The organism is Paracoccus sp. Ld10 (assembly GCF_045064235.1).
In the GTDB taxonomy this organism is placed as follows: domain Bacteria; phylum Pseudomonadota; class Alphaproteobacteria; order Rhodobacterales; family Rhodobacteraceae; genus Paracoccus.
Genome location: NZ_JBISHD010000023.1, coordinates 131,316 through 147,674, shown reverse-complemented (window position 1 = coordinate 147,674; position 16,359 = coordinate 131,316). Strand labels below are relative to the sequence as shown.

The 16,359-nt window shown below is 64.3% G+C and carries 16 protein-coding genes and 2 tRNA genes; 14 read left to right on the top strand and 4 right to left on the bottom strand.

All coding sequences use genetic code 11. The features are described 5' to 3' along the window. Window position 1: 1 nt before the first annotated feature. Entirely contained in the window at window positions 2–400 is a 399-nt protein-coding gene (locus tag ACJJVR_RS06005) for a group III truncated hemoglobin (RefSeq protein ID WP_405402999.1), read from the bottom strand. A gap of 102 nt (window positions 401–502) precedes the next feature. On the opposite strand from ACJJVR_RS06005, the gene queF reads away from it, so the two are divergent. Then, entirely contained in the window at window positions 503–964 is a 462-nt protein-coding gene (gene queF / locus ACJJVR_RS06000; RefSeq protein WP_405402996.1) for a preQ(1) synthase, read from the top strand. Between the two features lie 10 nt (window positions 965–974). On the opposite strand, the gene ACJJVR_RS05995 is transcribed toward queF, so the two are convergent. Beyond that, the gene (locus tag ACJJVR_RS05995; RefSeq protein ID WP_405402995.1) at window positions 975–1,802 is read right to left on the bottom strand and encodes a DUF6635 family protein; all 828 of its coding nucleotides are present in this window, start codon (window positions 1,800–1,802) and stop codon (window positions 975–977) included. Window positions 1,803–2,004: 202 nt separating this feature from the next. Between ACJJVR_RS05995 and ileS the strand changes: the two genes are divergently transcribed. Then, a complete protein-coding gene (gene ileS / locus ACJJVR_RS05990; protein WP_405402994.1) occupies window positions 2,005–4,914 on the top strand; it encodes an isoleucine--tRNA ligase in 2,910 nt (969 codons plus the stop codon). Beyond that, window positions 4,911–5,150: a DUF3253 domain-containing protein gene (locus tag ACJJVR_RS05985; RefSeq protein WP_405402992.1), complete on the top strand. Its 240-nt coding sequence runs from the start codon at window positions 4,911–4,913 to the stop codon at window positions 5,148–5,150. The genes ileS and ACJJVR_RS05985 overlap by 4 nt, the downstream gene beginning before the upstream one ends. Here the strand turns inward: ACJJVR_RS05985 and ACJJVR_RS05980 are convergent. Both ACJJVR_RS05980 and ACJJVR_RS05975 read right to left on the bottom strand, forming a co-directional pair. Further along, window positions 5,147–6,148, bottom strand: coding sequence for a hypothetical protein (locus tag ACJJVR_RS05980; protein WP_405402990.1), 1,002 nt, complete (start codon window positions 6,146–6,148; stop codon window positions 5,147–5,149). The genes ACJJVR_RS05985 and ACJJVR_RS05980 overlap by 4 nt on opposite strands. A gap of 115 nt (window positions 6,149–6,263) precedes the next feature. Continuing rightward, a tRNA-Tyr gene (locus tag ACJJVR_RS05975) sits at window positions 6,264–6,347 on the bottom strand. 124 nt (window positions 6,348–6,471) lie between these two features. Here ACJJVR_RS05975 and rlmB point away from each other — a divergent pair. The 11 genes from rlmB to rpoB all read left to right on the top strand — a co-directional run bounded on the left by rlmB (window position 6,472) and on the right by rpoB (window position 16,325). Next, window positions 6,472–7,275, top strand: a complete 804-nt coding sequence (gene rlmB / locus ACJJVR_RS05970) for a 23S rRNA (guanosine(2251)-2'-O)-methyltransferase RlmB (RefSeq protein WP_405402989.1) — start codon at window positions 6,472–6,474, stop codon at window positions 7,273–7,275. Between the two features lie 89 nt (window positions 7,276–7,364). Next, on the top strand, window positions 7,365–7,772 hold the full coding sequence (locus ACJJVR_RS05965) for a YHS domain-containing (seleno)protein (RefSeq protein WP_405402988.1): 408 nt from the start codon (window positions 7,365–7,367) through the stop codon (window positions 7,770–7,772). Between the two features lie 200 nt (window positions 7,773–7,972). Further along, window positions 7,973–8,404, top strand: coding sequence for a CoA-binding protein (locus ACJJVR_RS05960; RefSeq protein WP_405403551.1), 432 nt, complete (start codon window positions 7,973–7,975; stop codon window positions 8,402–8,404). Window positions 8,405–8,459: 55 nt separating this feature from the next. After that, window positions 8,460–8,535 (top strand) — tRNA-Trp (locus ACJJVR_RS05955). 97 nt (window positions 8,536–8,632) lie between these two features. Then, a complete protein-coding gene (secE, locus tag ACJJVR_RS05950; protein ID WP_405402986.1) occupies window positions 8,633–8,827 on the top strand; it encodes a preprotein translocase subunit SecE in 195 nt (64 codons plus the stop codon). Window positions 8,828–8,999: 172 nt separating this feature from the next. Beyond that, a complete protein-coding gene (nusG, locus tag ACJJVR_RS05945) occupies window positions 9,000–9,536 on the top strand; it encodes a transcription termination/antitermination protein NusG (RefSeq protein WP_405402985.1) in 537 nt (178 codons plus the stop codon). 76 nt (window positions 9,537–9,612) lie between these two features. Then, a complete protein-coding gene (gene rplK, locus ACJJVR_RS05940) occupies window positions 9,613–10,065 on the top strand; it encodes a 50S ribosomal protein L11 (RefSeq protein WP_042249108.1) in 453 nt (150 codons plus the stop codon). A 2-nt stretch (window positions 10,066–10,067) separates the two neighbouring features. Beyond that, complete coding sequence (gene rplA / locus ACJJVR_RS05935; protein ID WP_405402983.1) at window positions 10,068–10,763, top strand: 50S ribosomal protein L1; 696 nt, start codon at window positions 10,068–10,070, stop codon at window positions 10,761–10,763. A 235-nt stretch (window positions 10,764–10,998) separates the two neighbouring features. Beyond that, window positions 10,999–11,514 (top strand): 50S ribosomal protein L10, encoded by a 516-nt coding sequence (rplJ, locus tag ACJJVR_RS05930; RefSeq protein ID WP_405402981.1) that lies wholly within the window; start codon window positions 10,999–11,001, stop codon window positions 11,512–11,514. 65 nt (window positions 11,515–11,579) lie between these two features. Next, window positions 11,580–11,951, top strand: a complete 372-nt coding sequence (gene rplL, locus ACJJVR_RS05925) for a 50S ribosomal protein L7/L12 (RefSeq protein WP_405402979.1) — start codon at window positions 11,580–11,582, stop codon at window positions 11,949–11,951. A gap of 228 nt (window positions 11,952–12,179) precedes the next feature. Further along, on the top strand, window positions 12,180–16,325 hold the full coding sequence (gene rpoB, locus ACJJVR_RS05920; RefSeq protein ID WP_405402978.1) for a DNA-directed RNA polymerase subunit beta: 4,146 nt from the start codon (window positions 12,180–12,182) through the stop codon (window positions 16,323–16,325). Window positions 16,326–16,359 lie beyond the last annotated feature (34 nt).

Genomic DNA, 16,359 nt, shown 5'->3' with positions numbered 1-16,359 from the left:
GCTAGCGCAGGACCGGGGGACCGGCGCGGCCCGCGTCGATGTTCTGCACCCCGGCGCGCAGGCCCTGGCCGATGCGATGCGCCATCTGCGACCAGGCACGGGCCGACCACGGTGGCAGGGTGCGGCGCAGCGCCTCGTCGAACAGGGACAGCCAGATCTCGAAATGCTCGGGGCGGAGGTTGCCCGCGGACAGGTGCGCGCGCATCGGGCTGCCGTTATAGCCCGCCTTGTGCAGGATCGCGCCCTTCCAGAAGGCCGCGATGCGATCCTCGTGCGCGGACCAGTCGCCGACATGTTCAGCAAAGATCGGGGCCAGCACTTCGTGCCGCCGCACAGCGCCGTAAAAGACGGCGACGGTGCGGGCGATCTCGTCTTCGGTGATGTCGAAACGCGGGTCCATCCGCCGCATCTGGGGCAGGGGCTGCGCGGTTGCAAGGGGTCGCGTGCCGCCGTAAGGGAGGCCACCCGGTCGCAGCCCACCCGGACAAAACAGGAGCGAGCCATGAGCCACTATACCGACGCGCTGACCCAATTGGGCAGCGCCACCCCCCTGCCACAGCATCCCGACCAGGCCGTGCTGGAGCGTGTGCCCAACCCCCAGCCCGGCCAGACCTATGCCGTGCGGTTCACCCAGCCCGAATTCACCAGCCTGTGCCCGCTGACCGGCCAGCCCGATTTCGCGCATCTGGTGATCGATTACGTGCCTGGCGACTGGCTGGTGGAATCGAAATCGCTCAAGCTGTTTCTGGGCAGTTTCCGCAATCACTGCGCGTTCCACGAGGATTGCACCGTCGGCATCGGGCGACGCATCGCCGACCTGCTGGACCCGGCCTGGCTGCGCATCGGCGGCTATTGGTATCCGCGCGGTGGCATGCCGATCGACGTGTTCTGGCAGACGAGCGCGCCGCCCGCGGGCCTGTGGCTGCCCGATCAGGGTGTGCCGACCTATCGCGGTCGCGGCTAGGCGCGAACCCTCAGCCGCGCCATGATCGCAGCGCGATCAACGCGGTGTCGATCACGTCGCCCAGACGCGCCAACAGATGTTCGGGTTCGGGCGCGGTGTCGTCGGTGTCCGCATCCAGCTGCGCCATCAGCCGTGACAGGCGGCGCCGGTGGATGCCGGTCCACAGCTGGACCGGGTCCGCGATCAGCCCCGCGAAGGTGGTGACCAGCGACCCGGCCACGGCCAGCGCCACCCCCGTGGCGATGACCGTCAGGGGCGAAATATCCACCGGAAACGCCCAGTACCAGGCCCGGCCCAACGTGTCGCCCAAGGCGAAATCGCGCACCGCCGCGCCATGCGCGCGCATCTGTGCCATCGGCCCGGCGAGGGAAATCATACCCGGCGTGGCGCGGTGAAACAGCACGATGCCCACGGTCAGCACGATCAGCGATGTGGTGATCTCGGCCACGGCATTGCGGGTGTCGGCATGGCTGCGGATGGCGCGGGCGATGCGGTCGGGGGATGCGTCCGGGCCCAGACCCTGTTGACGCAGATCGGCGATCAGCGCCGTCAGGTCGCGCTGGATCACCGTCGAGACGTCGGACCCCAGAAACACCCGCCGCGTGCGCAGCCAGCCGCCCGCCCGCGTGGCCCCCACCCGCGTCAGCACCCAGCCCACGCCCAGCAACAGCAGGGCCACGGGGGCCAGCATCACGTTCAGGGGCGCGCGCAGCAGGTCCGCGCCGACCGCGTGCCGGTGCAGCGCCAGCGTGCCGCGCGGCCCGTATCGCGCCATGGCAAAGCGGCGCAGCGCGGCGTCGCGTCGGGTCAGGCGGCTGCGCAGGGGGGCAGGGTGCATCGGAACCTCAGAGCCGCGGTGGCTGCAGTCTAGCCGGGGTGGGGGCCGCGCGCTAGGTTCGGCGCTTGCAGCGCCAAGCGGTGCTTTCTATAGAGGGCGGATGAAATTTCCGGCGTTCGGATCTCGAATTAGCAGCCCGGTGGCGTGAGGTTTCACGCCGCCGGGTCAGTCTTGTCCGAACATCTCTCAAAGGAACGCCCCGATGGCCGACGCCACGCAGCCCGATTACCGCGATACCGTCTTTCTGCCCCAGACTGACTTTCCGATGCGTGCGGGCCTGCCCGCCCGCGAACCCGAATGGCTGGAGCGTTGGGCCCGCATCGGCGTCTATGACCGCCTGCGGTCCACGGCGGCGGGGCGCAAGCCGTTCGTGCTGCATGACGGCCCGCCCTATGCGAACGGGCATCTGCATATCGGCCACGCGCTGAACAAGACCATCAAGGACATCGTTGTGCGCAGCCACCAGATGATGGGGTTCGATGCGCGCTATGTGCCGGGCTGGGACTGTCACGGCCTGCCGATCGAATGGAAGATCGAGGAAAAGTACCGCAAGGAGGGCCGCGACAAGGACGCGGTCGACATGGTCGAGTTCCGTCAGGAATGCCGCCGCTTTGCCGACGAATGGGTGGACATCCAGCGCGACGAGTTCAAGCGTCTGGGCATCACCGGGGCATGGGACCGGCCCTATCTGACGATGGATTTCCATGCCGAGGCCGTCATCGCGGCCGAGTTCATGAAGCTGGTGATGAACGGGTCGCTGTATCAGGGGTCCAAGCCCGTGATGTGGTCGCCCGTGGAAAAGACCGCCCTGGCCGAGGCCGAGGTCGAATATCACGACCACACCAGCCACACGATCTGGGTGCGGTTCGGCGTCGTCAGCGGATCGGGTCTTTTTGCGCGTGAGACGGAGGCCAAGGTGGTCATCTGGACCACGACGCCCTGGACCATCCCCCAGAACCGCGCCGTCGCGTTCAACCCCGCGATCGCCTATGGCCTGTATCAGGTCCAAGCAGTGGGCGAAGGGGCGACGGCAGTGGCTGGAGAGCGTCTGGTCCTAGCAGATGCGCTGGCGCAGGGCGTCATGACGCAGGCCAAGGTGACCGGGTTCGACCGGGTGGCCGACGTGACCGCCGCCGATCTGGACGGGCTGATCCTGTCCCACCCCCTGCGCGGGGTCGAGGGCGGTGCGGCCGAGTGGGACTATGATGTGCCCATGCTGCCCGGCGATCACGTCACCGACGAGGCGGGCACGGGGTTCGTGCATACCGCGCCCAGCCATGGCGACGACGACTATCAGCTGGGCCTGCGGTTCAAGCTGCCGATGACCTACAATGTCGAACCCGACGGCAGCTATCGCAAGGATCTGCCGATCTTTGGGGGAGAGGCGATCGTGGCGCCCGACGGCAAGGACGGCCCCGCCAATGTCAGCGTGATCAAGCAGTTGGCCTGGGCCGGCGGGCTGCTGGCCAAGGGCAAGATCAAGCACAGCTATCCGCACAGCTGGCGGTCCAAGGCGCCGCTGATCTATCGCAACACGCCGCAATGGTTCGCGGCCATCGACAAGCCGCTGGACGACGGCATGGGCACGCATGGCGACACGATCCGGGCGCGGGCGCTGACCTCGATCGACCAGCTGGTCAAGTGGTGGCCCAAGACCGGGCGCAACCGCATCCATTCGATGGTCGAGAACCGCCCCGACTGGGTCCTGTCGCGCCAGCGGGCCTGGGGCGTGCCGCTGACCTGTTTCGTGCGGCGCGGGGCCAAGCCCACGGATGACGACTTTCTGCTGCGCGATTCGCGGCTGAACGACCGCATCGTCGCGGCATTCGAGGTGGATGGCGCGGATGTCTGGTATAGTGCGGGGTTCAAGGCCCGGATGCTGGACGGAATCGCGGACCCTGAGGCCTATGATCAGGTCATGGATGTGCTGGACGTGTGGTTCGATTCGGGCTCGACCCACAGCTTTGTTCTGCGCGACCGCGAGGACGGCGCACCGGACGGCATCGCCGACGTCTATCTGGAGGGCACCGACCAGCATCGCGGGTGGTTCCAGTCGTCGCTGCTGCAGGCATCGGCGACCAAGGGCCGTGCGCCTTATCGTAACGTGGTCACGCATGGTTTCACGCTGGACGAAAAGGGCATGAAGATGTCCAAGTCGCTTGGCAACACGATCGTGCCCGCCAAGGTGATCGAACAGTACGGCGCCGACATCCTGCGTCTTTGGGTGGCGCAGGCCGATTACACCGCCGACCAGCGGATTGGCCCCGAGATCCTGAAGGGGACCGCCGACAGCTATCGTCGGCTGCGCAACACGCTGCGGTTCCTGCTGGGAGCGTTGGCGGGGTTCGATGAGGCCGAACGTGTCCAGCCCGCGCAGATGCCCGAGCTGGAACAGTGGATGCTGCACCGGCTGGCGCAGCTGGATCACCAGGTCCGCCAAGGCTATGCGAATTTCGATTTCCAGGGCGTGTTCCAGACGCTGTTCCAGTTCTGCACGGTCGACCTGTCGGCGTTCTATTTCGACGTCAGGAAGGATGCGCTGTATTGCGACGCGGCGGACAGCGACCGCAGACGCGCGTCGCGGACGGTGCTGGACCTGCTGTTCCATCGGCTGGTGACCTGGCTGGCGCCGATCCTGCCCTTCACGATGGAGGATGTCTGGCTGTCGCGGTTCCCGTCCGACGACGACAGCGTGCACCTGCACGATTTCGCGGCGACGCCGGCCGACTGGCTGAACGAGCCGTTGGCGGCACGGTGGGACCATGTCCGTCGTGCCCGCCGCGTGGTCACCGCGGCGCTGGAGGTCAAGCGGACCGACAAGACCATCGGGGCCAGCCTGGAGGCCGCGCCCGTGGTCCATGTCGAGGATGCCCAGATGCTGGATGCGCTGAAATCGGTGGCATTCGCCGACATGTGCATCACGTCGGACCTGTCGCTGACCGCCGATCCGGCCCCGACCGAGGCGTTCCGCATGACTGAGACCCCCGGCATCGGCGTCGTGTTCGAAACTGCGGACGGCGAGAAATGCCAACGTTGCTGGAAGATCCTGCCCGACGTGGGCACGCACGCCCATCCCGGCGTCTGTGCGCGCTGCGACGCGGTTCTGGGATGACTGACGACGACCTGCGCGGGGCCATCCTTGCGCAGGTCGCCCGGCTGCGTCCGGGCACGACCTGCTGTCCCAGCAGAATCGCCCGCGATCTGACGACGGACTGGCGACCGCTGATGGACCCGCTGCGGCGGCTGGCGTTGCAGATGGCGGCGAACGGGGACATTGCCGTTCTGCAGAACGGGCACCCTGCGGGCCCCAACCCTCACGGCCCGATCCGGTTGGGGCGGCTGGGCTAGACCAGCCACCACCCCCGTGCCTTGAGCTGGTTGCGAATCATGCGTTCGGGGGCGGGGGTCGGCCTGTCGGCAAAGATCGGGCGTACCTTCTGGCGGCCCTTGTCCTGATAGATCAGCTTGCGCGCAGGTTCCCATTCGCGCAGCACACGCTTGACCTCTTTGGTGCCGACGGCATGTTCCAGTGCGACGATCGCGGCCTCGGGGTCGCGGGCGTACAGCAAAGGCAGCCTGCGGTAGTGACACGTCACATCGCCGTCCAGCCCGTCCAGTGCCGGTCCGGGGCGTCCGCCGCCAAGGCTGTGGATGACCAGCGGCAGCACCGCCTGATCCAGCCACGGGTCCATCACCTGACAGGCCAGTTCGTCATGCGGATCGTCGCGCAGCGCCAGCGCCCAGGTCAGGAACCGCTGTCCGAATTCCACCGGGTCCGCGCCAAAGAACCAGCCCGCGTTGAAATACAGATAGCGTTCCCAATGCTCGTCGGGTTGCGACAGGTCCAGCGTGGGCGCGAAACTCAGGCCAAACCGGTCGTACAGCGATTGCCAGATGGCGTGAAAGCCCGGCCCGTAAAGCGGCGGCTTGGGCCATGTCCCTTCGCGGCGCATCGACGCCGACGGGCGCGCGAAATCGAACCGGACCCGGTCCAGCGGTCCGGTGATCAGCGTGTCGGTGTCAAGGAACAGAAACGGTTTGCCCTTGGGCAGGACCGACAGCGCCTCGATCTTGTTGCCCTGCGGATAGGTCGCGCCGAAATGGCTGGCGGTGAACGGCACGATCGTCGCGCCGAAATCGGTCAGCATCTGGCGGCACGGGTCGGAGATCGCCGTGTCATGCCCGAGCCAGGCGCCGTCGGGTGTGGGTTCGGCGATGAACACCGTGCCGGTGAAGTCTGGCGCGTGCGCGCGCAGACTGGCCATGAAAATCACGGCCTCGAACTCCAGCCGACCGGATTGCGCGACGATCAGCAGATTGGGCTGCTTTTGTTTCTTGGCGGGCACCCTGAATCCTTTGCCAAAGCGTGATCGCGTTCAGCCTAGCGGTTGTAGGGGGACAGCAAAAGCCCTTTGCAGGAATGAACCTGCCACCACTTGATCATCCGGAATGTCGGGAAAGTGGTGGGCGACCCTGGAATCGAACCAGGCGTGGGTCTCCCCGGCGGAGTTACAGTCCGCTGCCGCACCTTGCAGCACGTCGCCCGCCGATCGCTTTCGGCGTGCGGGGTGATTAGCTGCCCCGTCGGGGGCCGTCAAGCGGATTTCCGGGGCTTGCGCGATGCGCGCCCTGCGCGCAGAGAAGGGTCCACAAGGAAAGGAGGCCGCGCATGTCCGACAAAAGCGGAAACGCCAAGAAGCCCACATGGGTCATCGACAAGGAACGCGCCCGCCGCGCCGCCGCCGCCGAGACGGTCTGGCTGTTCGGCCTGCACGCCGTGCGCGACGCGCTGGCCAACCCGGTACGCGAAAAGCTGCGTCTGGTGGTCACCCAGAACGCGGTCACCCGGCTGGGCGACCTGCACGGGATGGAGCCCGAGATCACCGATCCGCGGGTCTTTGACAAAACCGTGGGTCTGGCCGCCGAAAGCGTCCATCAGGGCGCCGCGCTGGAGGTCAAGCCGTTGAAATGGGGCAGCCTGTCCGAGGTCGCCCTGCGCGAGGCGCCGGGAGAGACGCGCCCGCTGTTGGTGGCGCTGGACCGGGTGACCGACCCGCACAATGTCGGCGCGATCCTGCGGTCGGCCGAGGTGTTCGGCGCGCGGGCGGTCATTGCCCCGTCCCGCCATTCCGCGCCAGAGACGGGGGCCTTGGCCAAGACCGCGTCGGGCGCGCTGGAACGCCAGCCCTATCTGCGGGTGCCGAACCTGGCCGAGGCGCTGACCCAGCTGAAGAACATGGGATTTATTCTGGTGGGCCTGGATGGCACCGGGACCGAATCGCTGCCCGACCTGATGTCGGATCTGTCGGGCCGTGCCGTTTGTCTGGTTCTGGGTGCCGAAGGGCCGGGCATGCGCGAGCTGACCATGAAGACCTGCGACCATGTCGCGCGCATCCCGTTCGCGGCCGATTTCGGATCGCTGAACGTCTCGAACGCCGCAGCCGTGGCGCTGTATTCCGCGGGGCGTGCCTGAATATCACATCCCTGCGACGTTTATGCCACGCGCGTTGAGATTTGGTCCGGCTGCTGTCAAAAAGACCGGACCGCAACAGTCGAGTCGTCATGAAAGCCCGTGTCCTGTCCCTGCTGATCAGCCTTGCGATCGCCCTTCCGGCGGCGGCGCAGGACTGGGCCGTGGGCGGGTTCGATCCCGTGGGATACGTTCAGGCGGGGCGGCCGATTCCCGGACGCAGCGATATCGCGACGATGTGGAAGGGCCAGCTGTGGCATTTCGCATCCGAAGAGAACCGTGCCCGGTTCGAGGCCAACCCGCGATCATTCGCCCCGGCACTGGGCGGAATGTGCCCGGTCTCGATCATCGACGGGCGTCCGCAGATGGGCGACCCGCGCCATTTCGCGGTGGTGGCCGGCCGGTTGTATCTGCTGGAATCGGGGGTCGCTGAACGCCGCCTGACCAGCGATCCGGCACGGATCGTGGACGAAGCGCGCGGAATGTTCCGCAAGCGCTGATGGTCTGATAATCACGAATGCGCGATTTGTCTGGAACTTTTCCGGCTGATGCCCATTTACATCTCATGGCATGACCCCGGAACGGTCGTGTCCAGATCACTGTCCCTCGTTCCGCGACTTGCGCCCGGCCACAACATGGACCGGGCGCTTTTTCTATGAGAGGCTGCAACCTGTGGGTGCGCCGCAAGGGAGAGACGATCATGGCCATTCTTGCAGACGAAGACCACGATATCGCGCGTATCGCCCGCCAGACCAAGGTCGTGGCGATGGTGGGCCTGTCGCCCAACGAAGCACGGCCCAGTTGGGGTGTCGCCAGATATCTTCAGTCCCAGGGCATCCGTGTCATTCCCGTCAATCCCGGACATGATGGCCAGACCATCCTGGGTGAGCGGGTTTACGCCTCTCTGGCGGATATTCCGGATGCGGAAGGGGTGCAGCTGGTCGACATCTTTCGCCGTTCCGACGCGGTGGGGCAGGTCGTCGACGACGCGCTGGCGCATCTGCCCGACCTGCGGGTGATCTGGACCCAACTGGGCGTGCGCGATGATGTGGCCGCAGAGCGGGCACGGGCGCGTGGCATTGCTGTCATTCAGGACCGCTGCCCGAAGATCGAGTTTCCGCGGTTTCTGTAGCTGCTGGTTATCTGCTTGACGGGCAGGCGGGCTGGCACTAATCAGACCCGACCTCAGGGGTATAGCTCAGTTGGTAGAGCATCGGTCTCCAAAACCGAGGGTCGTGGGTTCGAGTCCCCCTGCCCCTGCCAGGTCCTTTCGCCAGACCTGCGACCTGACCGCGATCAGGGTTGAATTGCCGGAACTGCCCGGCTAGACCCGCGAACGCATTTGCTCAAGGAGCCGCCCGTGGCCAATCCCGTCCAGTTCATCAACCAGGTCCGCGCCGAAGCTGCCAAGATCGCATGGCCGACGCGCCGTGAGGTGATCACGACGACCATCATGGTCCTGATCTTCGCATCCATCACCAGCCTGTTCTTTTTCTTGGTCGACCTGACGATCCGTACCGGTCTGACGCAGGGGCTGCGCCTGATCAGCGGCTGATCGGGGCTTGCAATTGCGGGCAGGGGGCGGTATTTGCCCCCGACTGTCCGGGACACGGCGTGCATCGAATGCGCATGCGCGCCGATTTACATATTTCCGGACATTATGGAATTCAAAGGGTTGGCGCGGTAGCCGCGTGATTCCCGAAAGATGAGCAGGGATCGGTCGAGACATGGCAAAACGGTGGTATTCGGTCAGCGTCCTGTCGAACTTCGAAAAGAAGGTCGCCGAGGCGATTCGACAGTCCGTCACCGAGAAGGGCCTGGACGACCAGATCGATGAGGTTCTGGTCCCCACCGAAGAGGTGATCGAGATCCGTCGCGGCAAGAAGGTGACGTCCGAGCGTCGCTTCATGCCCGGCTATGTGCTGGTGCACATGGAGATGTCGGACCGGACCTATCATCTGGTTAACTCGATCAACCGCGTCACGGGCTTTCTGGGCGCGCAGGGCAAGCCGATGCCGATGCGTGACGACGAAGTGAACATGATGCTGCACCGTTCGGACGACGGCGCACCTGTCGCGCCGCGCAACCTGATCCGTTTCGATGTGGGCGAGAAGGTCAGCGTGACCGATGGCCCGTTCGAAGGGTTCTCGGGGATGGTCGAGGAAATCGACGAGATTTCATCGCGCATCAAGGTGACGGTGTCGATCTTTGGCCGGCCCACGCCGGTCGAACTGGAATTCACGCAGGTTTCCAAATCTTCGTGATTGGCTGCGGGAGGCTGTGAGGCCGCACCGCTAAATCGGCCCCCTTTCGGGGCTTGATGACAAAGGAGAAGGCCACATGGCCAAGAAAGTTGTTGGCAGCCTGAAGCTGCAGATCAAGGCGGGCCAAGCGAACCCGTCGCCCCCCGTCGGCCCGGCTCTCGGTCAGCGCGGCATCAATATCATGGCGTTCTGCAAAGAGTTCAACGCCAAGACCCAGGAGATGGAGCCGGGCTCGCCCGTGCCCGTCGTCATCACCTATTACGCCGACAAGTCGTTCACGTTCGCGACCAAGACGGCACCGGCGTCGTTCCTGCTGAAAAAAGCCGCAGGGCTGAAGCCGGTTGGCAAGCGCAACCGCGCCAAGGGTTCGGACAAGCCGGGTCGCTCGACCGCAGGCACCGTCACGGTCAAGCAGATCCGCGAGATCGCCGAAGCCAAGATGGCCGATCTGTCCGCGAATGATGTGGACGCCGCGATGAAGATCATCGTGGGTTCGGCCCGTTCGATCGGTATCGAGGTGAGGGGCTGATCATGGCACATTCGAAGAAGAAAACCGCTGCGCGCGCCGCCTTTGAAGGCAAGATGAACCTGACCGTCGAAGACGCGGTCAAGCTGGTCAAGACGCAGGCTTCCGCCAAGTTCGACGAGACCGTCGAGATCGCGCTGAACCTGGGCGTCGACCCGCGTCACGCCGACCAGATGGTCCGTGGCGTTGTCACGCTGCCCGCAGGCACCGGCAAGGACGTCCGCGTCGCCGTGTTCGCCCGTGGCCCCAAGGCTGACGAAGCCAAGGCCGCCGGTGCGGATATCGTCGGCGCCGAGGACCTGATGGAAACCATCCAGTCCGGCAAGATCGAGTTCGACCGTTGCATCGCGACGCCGGACATGATGCCGCTGGTCGGTCGTCTGGGCAAGATCCTGGGCCCGCGCAACCTGATGCCGAACCCCAAGGTCGGCACCGTGACGATGGACGTGAAATCGGCCGTCGAAGCAGCCAAGGGTGGCGAAGTCCAGTTCAAGGCCGAGAAGGCCGGCGTGGTCCATGCCGGCATCGGCAAGGTTTCGTTCGACGAGGACAAGCTGGCTCAGAACCTGCGCGCCTTTGTGGACGCGGTCAGCCGTGCCAAGCCGACGGGTGCCAAGGGCACCTACATGAAAAAGGTCTCGATCAGCTCGACCATGGGTCCGGGCGTGTCGATCGACGTGGTTTCCGCAACCGCGAGCTGACCAAAGGAATTTCCCTGCCGGACAAGGGCAGGGAATGGCGGGGCCGCACGCGGCCCTGTCCTGTCCGAGACGGAGGGTGCGGGGGAAACCTTGCTTAATTGCCTTCCTGAGATGGGGAAGCGTTTTTCCGAAGGCACAGTCCTTCGGGTGATCTTGCCCTTACGGACCCGACCCGGTCCCGTTCGAGACCGGGAAAAGTGAGAGCGGGGGGAAACCCCCAACTTGGAGTGAAACCGTGGATAGAGCACAGAAAGAACAGCTGGTCGACGAACTCGGCCAGATCTTTGAAAGCTCTGGCGTCGTGGTGGTTGCCCACTACGAGGGGATGACGGTTGCACATATGCAGGATCTCCGCTCGCGCATGCGCGAAGTCGGTGGTTCGGTTCGCGTTGCCAAGAACAAGCTCGCCAAGATCGCCCTGGAAGGTAAGCCTTGCGCAAGCATCGCCGACTATCTGACGGGCATGACCGTGATCACCTATTCGGAGGATCCGACCGCTGCTGCGCGGATCGCCGACAAGTACGCCAAGGATAACGAACGTTTCGTGATCCTGGGTGGTGCGATGGGTGACTCGGCTCTGGATCCGGCCGGTGTGAAAGCCGTCGCCTCGATGCCGTCGCGTGATGAGCTGATTGCTCAGATCGCGTCGTGCCTTGGTGCGCCTGCTTCGAACATCGCCGGTGCCATTGGCGCGCCTGCTTCGAACATCGCGAGCATTCTTACGACCCTTGAGGAACGTGAGGCTGCGTAAGCAACCTATTCCCGACTGGTGGTTGAACACCCGACGTTGGAACATTAACTGGAAAGAACGGAAAAATGGCTGATCTGAAGAAACTTGCCGAAGAAATCGTGGGCCTGACGCTGCTGGAAGCACAGGAACTGAAGACCATCCTGAAGGATGAGTATGGCATCGAGCCCGCTGCTGGCGGCGCTGTGATGATGGCTGGCCCGGCTGCTGCTGGCGAAGCTGCGGAAGAGAAGACCGAATTCGACGTCGTCCTGGTCGAAGCCGGCGCCAACAAGATCAACGTGATCAAAGAAGTTCGCGGCATCACCGGTCTGGGCCTGAAAGAAGCCAAGGACCTGGTCGAAGCTGGCGGCAAGGTCAAAGAAGGCGCTTCCAAGGCTGACGCCGAAGAAGTGAAGAAAAAGCTGGAAGCAGCCGGCGCCAAAGTCGAGCTGAAGTAATCGATCCTTTGATCGGTTGAAGACAGGCAGGGTCCGGGGTTTCCCGGTCCCTGCCGAACCTGTCTTGAAGGGCGGTCCGGCTGGCGGACATTCCTTCAGGGCATGTTCGAGGTTCGGGAGCCGCGCGGTGGGACGCGTGGCACGAATGGAACCTCACCCCTGCATTCGTAGGTGCGTTCCGGGGGCCCCGACCCGGACGCGCGCGAAGACGAAAGGTGACAAGACCCCATGGCGCAAGCTTATGTCGGCCAAAAGCGGATCCGCCGCTATTATGGCAACATCCGTGAAGTTCTGGAGATGCCGAACCTGATCGAGGTTCAGAAATCCTCCTATGACCTGTTCCTGAACTCGGGCGAGGGCAGCGGTCATAACGATGGTGACGGTATCCAGGGCGTGTTCCAGTCGGTGTTCCCGATCAAGGACTTCAACGAGACGGCGACGCTGGAATTCGTGAAGTACGAGCTGGAAAAGCCGAAATACGACGTGGACGAGTGCCAGCAGCGCGACATGACCTATGCCGCGCCGCTGAAGGTCACCCTGCGTCTGATCGTGTTTGATGTCGACGAAAACACCGGGGCGAAATCCGTCAAGGACATCAAGGAACAGGACGTCTTCATGGGTGACATGCCCCTGATGACGACGAACGGCACGTTCATTGTGAACGGCACCGAGCGTGTGGTCGTGTCCCAGATGCACCGCAGCCCGGGCGTGTTCTTTGACCATGACCGCGGCAAGACGCACAGCTCGGGCAAGCTGCTGTTCGCCTGCCGCATCATTCCCTATCGCGGATCCTGGCTGGACTTTGAATTCGACGCCAAGGATCTGGTGTTCGCGCGCATCGACCGCCGCCGCAAACTGCCGGTGACGACGCTGCTCTATGCCCTGGGCATGGATCAGGAAGCGATCATGGATGCGTTCTATCAAACCGTGTCCTATACCCTGCGCCGCGAGGGCCGCGAGCAGGGCTGGGTCACCCGGTTCTTCCCGGAGCGGATGCGCGGCACGCGCCCGATCTTTGATCTGGTCAACGCCGATACGGGCGAGGTCATCGCCAAGGCTGGCGAGAAGGTCACGCCCCGTCTGGTCAAGAAGCTGCTGGAAGCCGAGGAACAGCTGAACCTGTTCGTCCCGTTCGAACGCATCGTCGGCCGCTTTGTCTCCAAGGACATCGTCAACGACCAGACCGGCTTCATCTATGCCGAAGCTGGCGACGAGATCACCGCGGAATACGACAAGCAGGGCGAGATGACCGGCGGCCTGCTCAAGGTGCTGCTGGACAACGACATTACCGATGTTCCGGTGCTGGATATCGACCACGTCAACGTCGGTCCGTATATCCGCAACACCATGGCTGCCGACAAGAACATGGGCCGCGAAGGCGCGCTGATGGACATCTATCGCGTCATGCGCCCGGGCGAGCCGCCCACCGTCGAGGCCGCATCGAACCTGTTCAACTCGCTGTTCTTTGACAGCGAGCGCTATGACCTGTCCGCAGTGGGCCGGGTCAAGATGAACATGCGTCTGAACCTGGATGCGCCTGACACCCAACGCACGCTGCGCCACGAGGATATCGTGCATTGCATCAGCGGCCTGGTCGAATTGCGCGACGGCAAGGGCGAGATCGACGACATCGACCACCTCGGCAACCGCCGGGTGCGTTCGGTCGGCGAGCTGATGGAGAACCAGTACCGCGTCGGCCTGCTGCGCATGGAGCGTGCCATCCGCGAGCGCATGTCCGGGGTCGAGATCGACACCGTCATGCCACAGGACCTGATCAACGCGAAACCCGCAGCGGCGGCGGTGCGTGAATTCTTTGGCTCCAGCCAGCTGTCGCAGTTCATGGACCAGACCAACCCGCTGTCCGAAGTGACGCACAAGCGTCGCCTGTCGGCCCTTGGGCCGGGCGGTCTGACGCGCGAACGCGCAGGCTTTGAGGTTCGCGACGTTCACCCGACCCACTATGGCCGGATGTGTCCCATCGAGACACCGGAAGGTCAGAACATCGGCCTGATCAACAGCCTTGCGACATTCGCACGGGTGAACAAGTACGGCTTTATCGAGACGCCTTATCGCAAGGTGGTCGACGGTCATGTGACCGACGACGTTGTCTACATGTCCGCGACCGAGGAAATGCGTCACACCGTGGCGCAGGCCAACGCGACCCTAGACGAGAACGGCGACTTTACCGACGAGCTGATCTCGACCCGCCAGTCGGGCGACTTCATGCTGAACCCGGTCGATGCCGTCGATCTGATCGACGTGTCGCCCAAGCAGCTGGTCTCGGTTGCTGCGGCGCTGATCCCGTTCCTTGAGAACGACGACGCCAACCGCGCGCTGATGGGCTCGAACATGCAGCGTCAGGCCGTGCCTTTGCTGCGTGCGGAGGCGCCGTTCGTCGGCACCGGCATGGAAGCCACAGTGGCCCGCGATTCGGGCGCCGCGATCATGGCGCGCCGCAGCGGCATCATCGACCAGGTCGATGCGCAGCGGATCGTGGTCCGGGCGACCGAGGACATGGGTGCGGGCGACGCGGGCGTGGACATCTATCGTCTGCGCAAGTTCAAGCGCTCGAACCAGTCCTCGACCATCAACCAGCGTCCGTTGGTGAAGGTGGGCGAGAAGGTCGTGGCCAACCAGGTCATCGCGGACGGTCCCTCGACCGACCAGGGCGAGCTGGCGATCGGTCGGAACGTGGTCGTCGCGTTCATGCCGTGGAACGGCTACAACTACGAGGACTCGATCCTGATCAGCGAGCGGATTCACCGCGACGACGTGTTCACCTCGATCCATATCGATGAATACGAGGTTGCGGCCCGCGACACCAAGCTGGGGCCGGAAGAGATCACCCGCGACATCCCGAACGTGGGCGAAGAAGCCCTGCGTAATCTGGACGAAGCCGGCATCGTCTATATCGGCGCCGAATGCGGACCGGGCGACATCCTGGTGGGCAAGATCACCCCCAAGGGCGAGAGCCCGATGACGCCGGAAGAAAAGCTGCTGCGCGCCATCTTTGGTGAAAAGGCGTCCGACGTCCGCGATACGTCGCTGCGTCTGCCGCCCGGCGCCTATGGCACGATCGTCGAGGTCCGGGTGTTCAACCGCCACGGCGTCGACAAGGACGAGCGTGCCCTGCAGATCGAGCGCGAGGAAGTCGAGCGTCTGGCGCGCGACCGTGACGACGAACAGGGCATTCTGGACCGCAACATCTATGCGCGCCTGAAGACCCTGATCATGGGCAAGACCGCCCTGAAGGGCCCGAAAGGCATCAGGTCGGGGACCGAGATCACCGATGAGCTGCTGGGCACCATGTCCCGCGGTCAGTGGTGGCAGCTGGCCATCGGCGAGGAGGACATCGCCAAGGATGTCGAGGCGCTGAACGGTCAGTACGACATCCAGAAGAAGCTGCTGGAAGCCCGCTTCGAGGACAAGGTCGAGAAAGTCCGTCAGGGCGACGACCTGCCGCCGGGCGTGATGAAGATGGTCAAGGTGTTCGTCGCCGTGAAGCGCAAGCTGCAGGCGGGGGACAAGATGGCCGGTCGTCACGGCAACAAGGGCGTCGTGTCCAAGGTCGTCCCGATGGAGGACATGCCGTTTCTGGCGGATGGTACCCCCGTCGACCTGGTTCTGAACCCCCTGGGCGTTCCGTCGCGCATGAACGTGGGTCAGATCCTGGAAACCCACATGGGTTGGGCCAGCCGTGCCCTGGGCCTCAAGATCGACGAGGCGCTGGAGGATTATCGCCGCAATGGCGACATGACCCCGGTCCGCGAGGCGATGCGCATCGGTTACGGTGACGATCTGTACGCCGACACGTTCGAGGGCATGGAGGACGAACAGCTGCGCGAGCACGCCGACACGGTGCGCACGGGTGTTCCGATCGCCACGCCGGTCTTTGACGGTGCCAAGGAAGCCGACGTCAACGACGCGCTGACCCGTGCAGGGTTCGACACTTCGGGCCAGTCGGTGGTGTTCGATGGCCGTTCGGGCGAACAGTTCGCTCGCAAGGTCACCGTGGGCATGAAGTACGTCCTGAAGCTGCACCACCTTGTCGATGACAAGATGCACGCGCGTTCGACGGGTCCGTACTCGTTGGTCACGCAGCAGCCGTTGGGCGGCAAGGCCCAGTTCGGTGGCCAGCGTCTTGGCGAGATGGAGGTCTGGGCCCTGGAGGCCTATGGCGCGGCATACACGTTGCAGGAAATGCTGACCGTCAAGTCGGACGACGTTGCAGGCCGCACCAAGGTCTATGAGTCCATCGTCAAGGGCGAGGACAACTTTGAGGCTGGTGTGCCGGAATCGTTCAACGTGCTGGTCAAGGAGGTCCGGGGTCTGGGCCTCAACATGGAACTCCTGGATGTGGACGAGGACGAGTGAGGGCTTTGGCCCTCACCACCCCTTCCTCCATGCC